The sequence below is a fragment of the Lentimicrobiaceae bacterium genome (assembly GCA_028697555.1).
Lineage (GTDB): Bacteria > Bacteroidota > Bacteroidia > Bacteroidales > UBA4417 > UBA4417.
Map to the genome: position 1 here is coordinate 1 of JAQVEX010000081.1, position 5626 is coordinate 5626.

2 protein-coding genes are annotated in these 5626 nt (G+C 38.3%); both read right to left on the minus strand.

Features of this window, described 5'->3' with window-relative positions:
* Positions 1-218 precede the first annotated feature (218 nt).
* Positions 219-4079: a lamin tail domain-containing protein gene (locus tag PHP31_09780; GenBank protein MDD3739565.1), complete on the minus strand. Its 3861-nt coding sequence runs from the start codon at positions 4077-4079 to the stop codon at positions 219-221.
* A 133-nt stretch (positions 4080-4212) separates the two neighbouring features.
* Positions 4213-4410, minus strand: a complete 198-nt coding sequence (locus PHP31_09785; protein MDD3739566.1) for a hypothetical protein — start codon at positions 4408-4410, stop codon at positions 4213-4215.
* Positions 4411-5626: the final 1216 nt, after the last annotated feature.

The window sequence follows — 5626 nt, forward strand, 5'->3', positions numbered from 1 at the left end:
TTGGTATATCGTGTTTTTGCCGTAGTAAAACGAGATGAACCGTACTATAGACTGGCTGTTTGAAACACCAAAGATAAATTTTTAAAAAAAACTTAAAAATAATTTGTTTTTAACTTAGAATACTCAGCCACCACAATGACCGAAAATGTATAAAAAAAAGTTGCGAGGTTTCCCGCAACTTTTTTTATCACTCATCACCAACCACCATTCACCATTCACTATCTTGTAACAACTATCTTCTTATTAACAGCTTGTGTTGAATTAACCACACTTACTACGTAAATGCCCGGAACAAATGGGGCGTTTGTTATAAAGGTGTCGGTTAGGAATACTGTGTTGCTGCTGACTAATTTGCCTTGCATGTCGTATACATTGACCATAGTTTTGGTGTTTTGCATGCTCGGTACGCTTACAACAATTTGCTTATTGTTGTTTACGTAGATTACGTTTTCGTCAGCTAAGTCGAAAGGTGTGTCGGAATATATAGCGTTTACAAGTTTTAGCTCGAAACGGTTGTCGCCGTCGGTATTTTCATGATTGAAAGTGTAAACAGGGTTTTGACGTAAGTTTATGGTTCTGTTTACTTTCTTGTCAATCAAGTAAGGAGTAATATCGCTTTGTAAGCTGCTTATGTCGGCAACAAATTCTACTTCTGTTGATACACCAAGTGTGAAGCAAAGCGGTATAACAGTTTCGTGTTGCTCTAGCGGTAAGGCATTAATTGTTAGATATTGGTTGTCGGCGTTGATGCTGCTAAGTTGTGGAGCTTCTCCCGAGCCAATCATCTTAAGCATATCGCCTTCGTCGGTACCTGCATTCCATTGGCTATTGAAAGAAAATAGTATTTCGTCTTGCAACTGGTTACCGTTGGCAGTAATACGCATGATGTTTTGTTGTGTACCCGGGCTGTAAAATGCTACATCGCCGCTTATTCTACAATCGTTGGTAAGTGTTAGTGTTCCTGCAGTAGCACGAGGTGTCTTGCATTTTATGAAAAATGCTTGACCTATTGATATATTTGAGCCACTAGGAGTTGTACCATCTCCGATAGCCTCATTATAGGCTCTATATGTACCATTATCCCATACCCAAAAACCTTTGATTAAATCGTCAGGATATGGATAAGTTGCAGAACTTTGGATTACCGAAAAGTTTATATGCGATGGATATGGATTTGGTACAAAGTTAAATCCTTGACTATTTATATTATTTGAATAATTGTATGGTATTTCAAAGTTGCCGTGATTGAAAGTACCGGTATAATTGTAGGTTGTATTAGCACCGGGGAAGTATGTTAAATATCCTTGGTTTACGAATAGCCCAGTAGTAGTAGATGCACCCATACCTTCCCACTGGTTGAGTGATTCGTCAAACCTATACAAGTACGAACCTGTAAATATACCGCTTTGTGGATTTGCACCTTGTACAAGCGGAACACTTACACCGTGGTAGCAGTTTGCCGTAAGGGTTTCATTACCGGTAACATAACGTTCAATATTTCCACTTGCTGCAAAGTTGTGTAAAAGTGTACCGGTTTTAATAACATCTGTTTCGACTTCTGCGCTTTTGATATTAAATTTGGCAACGGCAGGGTCACTTGCCGGGTCGGTATTAGGTGTTTTGCTAAATACGGTACCGTTAATTTTTAAGTTAATATTTGGTTGAATTGTAAATGTTGTATTTCCGGCACTTTTTATTACTATATTGTCAAATTTGTCATAGTTTTTGTCTATATTCACAGCGTTGTGATTAAGAATAAGGTTGTATTTTGCAAAACTTGTTGGGTCAATATCATAGCTGGCAGCTAAGGTATAATCAGCACCTTCGGTTAAAACTGCACCAAAACCACCTAAGTTGGCTGTGTGATTTTGAGGGCTAACTACCCATTCGCTATTTGCAGCAGTTGTACCAAAAGATGTAACTTTTGTATCAGTATAACCCTGTGTTACATCAAGTTTGCGTAATAAAGTTTTGTTTGCAGTAGCATTAGCTACACCTGCAACATCCCAACCCGTACCTGGGTCTTCTCCTATTTTTCCAAATATATCACAGGTTACGTCATTGTAAACAACTTCTAAGGCATCGTTGCCGGTAAAACTCATAACGCCACTTGCAAAATCGCCATATTCCTTAATACCCATATCCGCAGCAGCACCGTTATTATATATAACACAAACTTTACCTGCTCCTAAATTTCCAGTAAGATTGCTTACTGTACCACCTGTTGGTGTTGTTTTACCATTAGCATAATTTTTTACCTGCAACAAAGCTAAATCAATAACATCATTAGTGCCATTATATATTTCAATGGCTTTATTATTGCTGGTACCCCTGATATATTCTGAAATAAATATTTTTGGTACACCTGTGGAAGCAACAATGCTAAACATTTCACTAGAAAATGTTGAATAAGATTCGGGAGTTAATACTATTTGATAGTCGCTGTCTATTACCTGATCGGCAGGAATAATCCAGCGGCATGTTTTATCGGATACAGGTACGGTTGCTATGTTATACTCAAGACTACCACCCTTATATAAATCAACAGAAACATTGGTAGCATCGGGAATGTTTGAATATGTCCAACTAATATAATGAGTAGAACCTTGTTCCCAATATATTATACCTTCGGGGTTGATAAAAGTGATTGAAGGAGGTGGTGGAGCAACTATACTAAATACTCCACTGGTTCCTGTTGCGGGAGATGTAGCTTCTTCTATTTTAATTGTATAATCGTTGCCTTCTGTAATACTTGAAGAGATATTATTCCAAGCCCAAGATTTATCATTAATAGTTACGCTTGGTGCTAAAGTTTGCGAATATACATTATTCTTGTACAAATCAATTTTAACTGTAGCAGTTGGGTAAATATTTGCATACGTCCAAGTAATATCATGATTAGAGCCGTGCTCCCAGCTGTTGCCAGCTTCAGGAGAAGTAACGGTTATGGTTGGGACAGGAGCGACAATACTAAATTGTCCGCTTGGATCTGATGCACATTCGGTTGCGGCTATTATAATTGTATAGTCGGTGCCTAATGTTTGATCGGTAGGAATATCCCAATCCCAAGTTTTTGTAGATACAGATTGTCCTGTTATTAAATTTTTAGAAAATGCACCACCTTTATACAATTTAATATCAACGGTAGTTGAAGTAAGATTTGCATAATTCCAAGTAATGGCGTGTGTAGTGCCTTGTTCCCAATTTTCGCCACCTACAGGAGAGGTAACGGTTATTGATGGTGATGGTGGAGCAACTATACTAAATACTCCACTAGTTCCTGTTGCGGGAGATGTAGCTTCTTCTATTTTAATTGTATAATCGTTGCCTGCTACAATACTTGAAGAGATATTATTCCAAGCCCAAGATTTATCATTAATAGTTACGCCTGTTGCTAAAGTCTGCGAATATACATTATCCTTGTACAAATCAATTTTAACTGTAGCAGTTGGGTCAATATTTGCATACGTCCAAGTAATATTATGATTAGAGCCGTGCTCCCAGCTGTCGCCAGCTATAGGAGAAGTAACGGTTATGGTTGGGTCGGTGCCGGCATATTCTGTCCATGTAAATGTATCAAATGTAGCTTGTTGGTTTCCTGTTGTACCGGTAGCATATATTTTAATCGTTACTTCTCCAGCTAAATTTAAACTTAATGGTGCTGGATCAGGGAAAGTGTAGATGGTTGTTTGAGCTCCATTACCACTACCGAACTCTGGAATATCGTACGTTGTTGTTGTTCCGTTATGGATTACATCAACTTTGTATGTTCTGGTTTTCGCAGCAGTAAATGCTTTTCTATATTTAAAAGAAAATTCACCTATACCGTTAATGAACGTGGCAGATAATGATGATGGTTCATCAGAGCGCCTTAACATGATACCCTTATCTTCAATAGCGTAACTCCCTTCATCTCTTGAATGAACATAAGACCATTGAACATTATTAACGCCAGTAAATGAACCATCACCATAAGAAGCTGTGGCATTTGATGCATTAAATTTTTCAGTATAAGTTTGTGCACTCAACCCAAGTGCAACAAACAAAAAGAAAGTTAATAATAATGTAAATTTTTTCATGATAATATAAATTTATTAATTTAATTATGAGTTTATTTCAGAAAACTATGGTTTTAAGTTATATGCAAATATATTAAAATTTTACAAAAAACTTAACTATGTGCAAAAATATATAAGAAATATTACCTTATTGTTAAGTGTAGGTGAAAGTTATGTTTAGCTTTTGGCTTTTGGCTATTGGCTGTTGGCTGTTGGCTCTTGGCTTTTGGCTCTTGGCTCTTGCGGGTTTCGGGTTGCAGGGTGCGGGGTACAGCACTTCGCTCATTGTGGTTTTAAACCTAACAGGTTTCAAAAACCTGTTAGGTTTTTTACAAACGATATTAATCCCCATTTTCGGCATTTCGATACACCGATATTTCGCTTTGCTCAATATCGGCACTCAATGACCGAAAATGTCGAAACTCGAAACTCAATACTCTAAACTATCGACAAATATATTTATTTCCCAAATTGTGGTTTTAAACCTAACAGGTTTCAAAAACCTGTTAGGTTTTTTACAAACGATATTAATCCCCATTTTCGGCATTTCGGGCTTCGGTACCTCGGCTACGCTCGGTAACCACAAGCTCAGTGACCACACTCAATGACCGAAAATGTCGAAACTCGAAACTCAATACTCTAAACTATCGACAAATATATTTATTTCCCAAATTGTGGTTTTAAACCTAACAGGTTTCAAAAACCTGTTAGGTTTTTTACAATATCATCCAAAAAGTTCAATACGTTTTTAAAAAAATTGCGTGGCATGCAACTTTTTTAGCCTTTGGCATTTGGCTTTTGGCTGGTGCGGGGCAATTGGCAATTAACAATTAGCAATTACTTTTGCAGGCACGCTTTACAAAAGCGCGCCAACAAATTTTTATTATTATAGACGCTCGCTCGCTTTTGCAAAGCGAGCGGGGGATTTAACAAGTTAATGCTTTCAGAAACAATTACCACAGATGCAATCGTGCGGTAGCGGGGGGGAGGTTATTGGACATTGTTTTGATATAAGGACTTGCCACACGATACAATCGTGCGGCAGCGGGGGGGTTTTTTACAATATCATCCAAAAAGTTCAATACGTTTTAAAAAAAATTGCGTGGCATGCAACTTTTTTAGCCTTTGGCTATTGGCTCTTGGCTGGTGCGGGGCTCTTGGCAATTAACAATTAGCAATTACTTTTGCAGGCACGCTTTACAAAAGCACGCCAACAAATTTTTATTATTATAGACGCTCGCTCGCTTTTGCAAAGCGAGCGGGGGATTTGCAAAATCGAGTGAGTGGAGGTTATTGGACATTGTTTTGATATAAGGACTTGCCACACGATACAATCGTGCGGCAGCGACGGGCTCTTGGCTGTTGGCTCTTGGCTGTTGGCTCTTGGCTGTTGGCTATGTTTTGCCAACGGCTAAAGGCTAACGGCTAATGGCTAAAAAGTTGCGGGTTAGTTAGGAGTTGGGAGTTATGGTTTTAAACCTAACAGGTTTCAAAAACCTGTTAGGTTTTTTACAAACGATATTAATCCCCATTTTCGGCATTTCGGGCTTCGGCGGGCTCAGCCACCG

What these genes read in the sequence shown, in the direction of transcription:
- PHP31_09785 (MDD3739566.1), bottom strand. Translation starts at nt 4,410, where the DNA reads ATGGGGATTAATATCGTTTGTAAAAAACCTAACAGGTTTTTGAAACCT.
- PHP31_09780 (MDD3739565.1), bottom strand. Translation starts at nt 4,079, where the DNA reads ATGAAAAAATTTACATTATTATTAACTTTCTTTTTGTTTGTTGCACTT.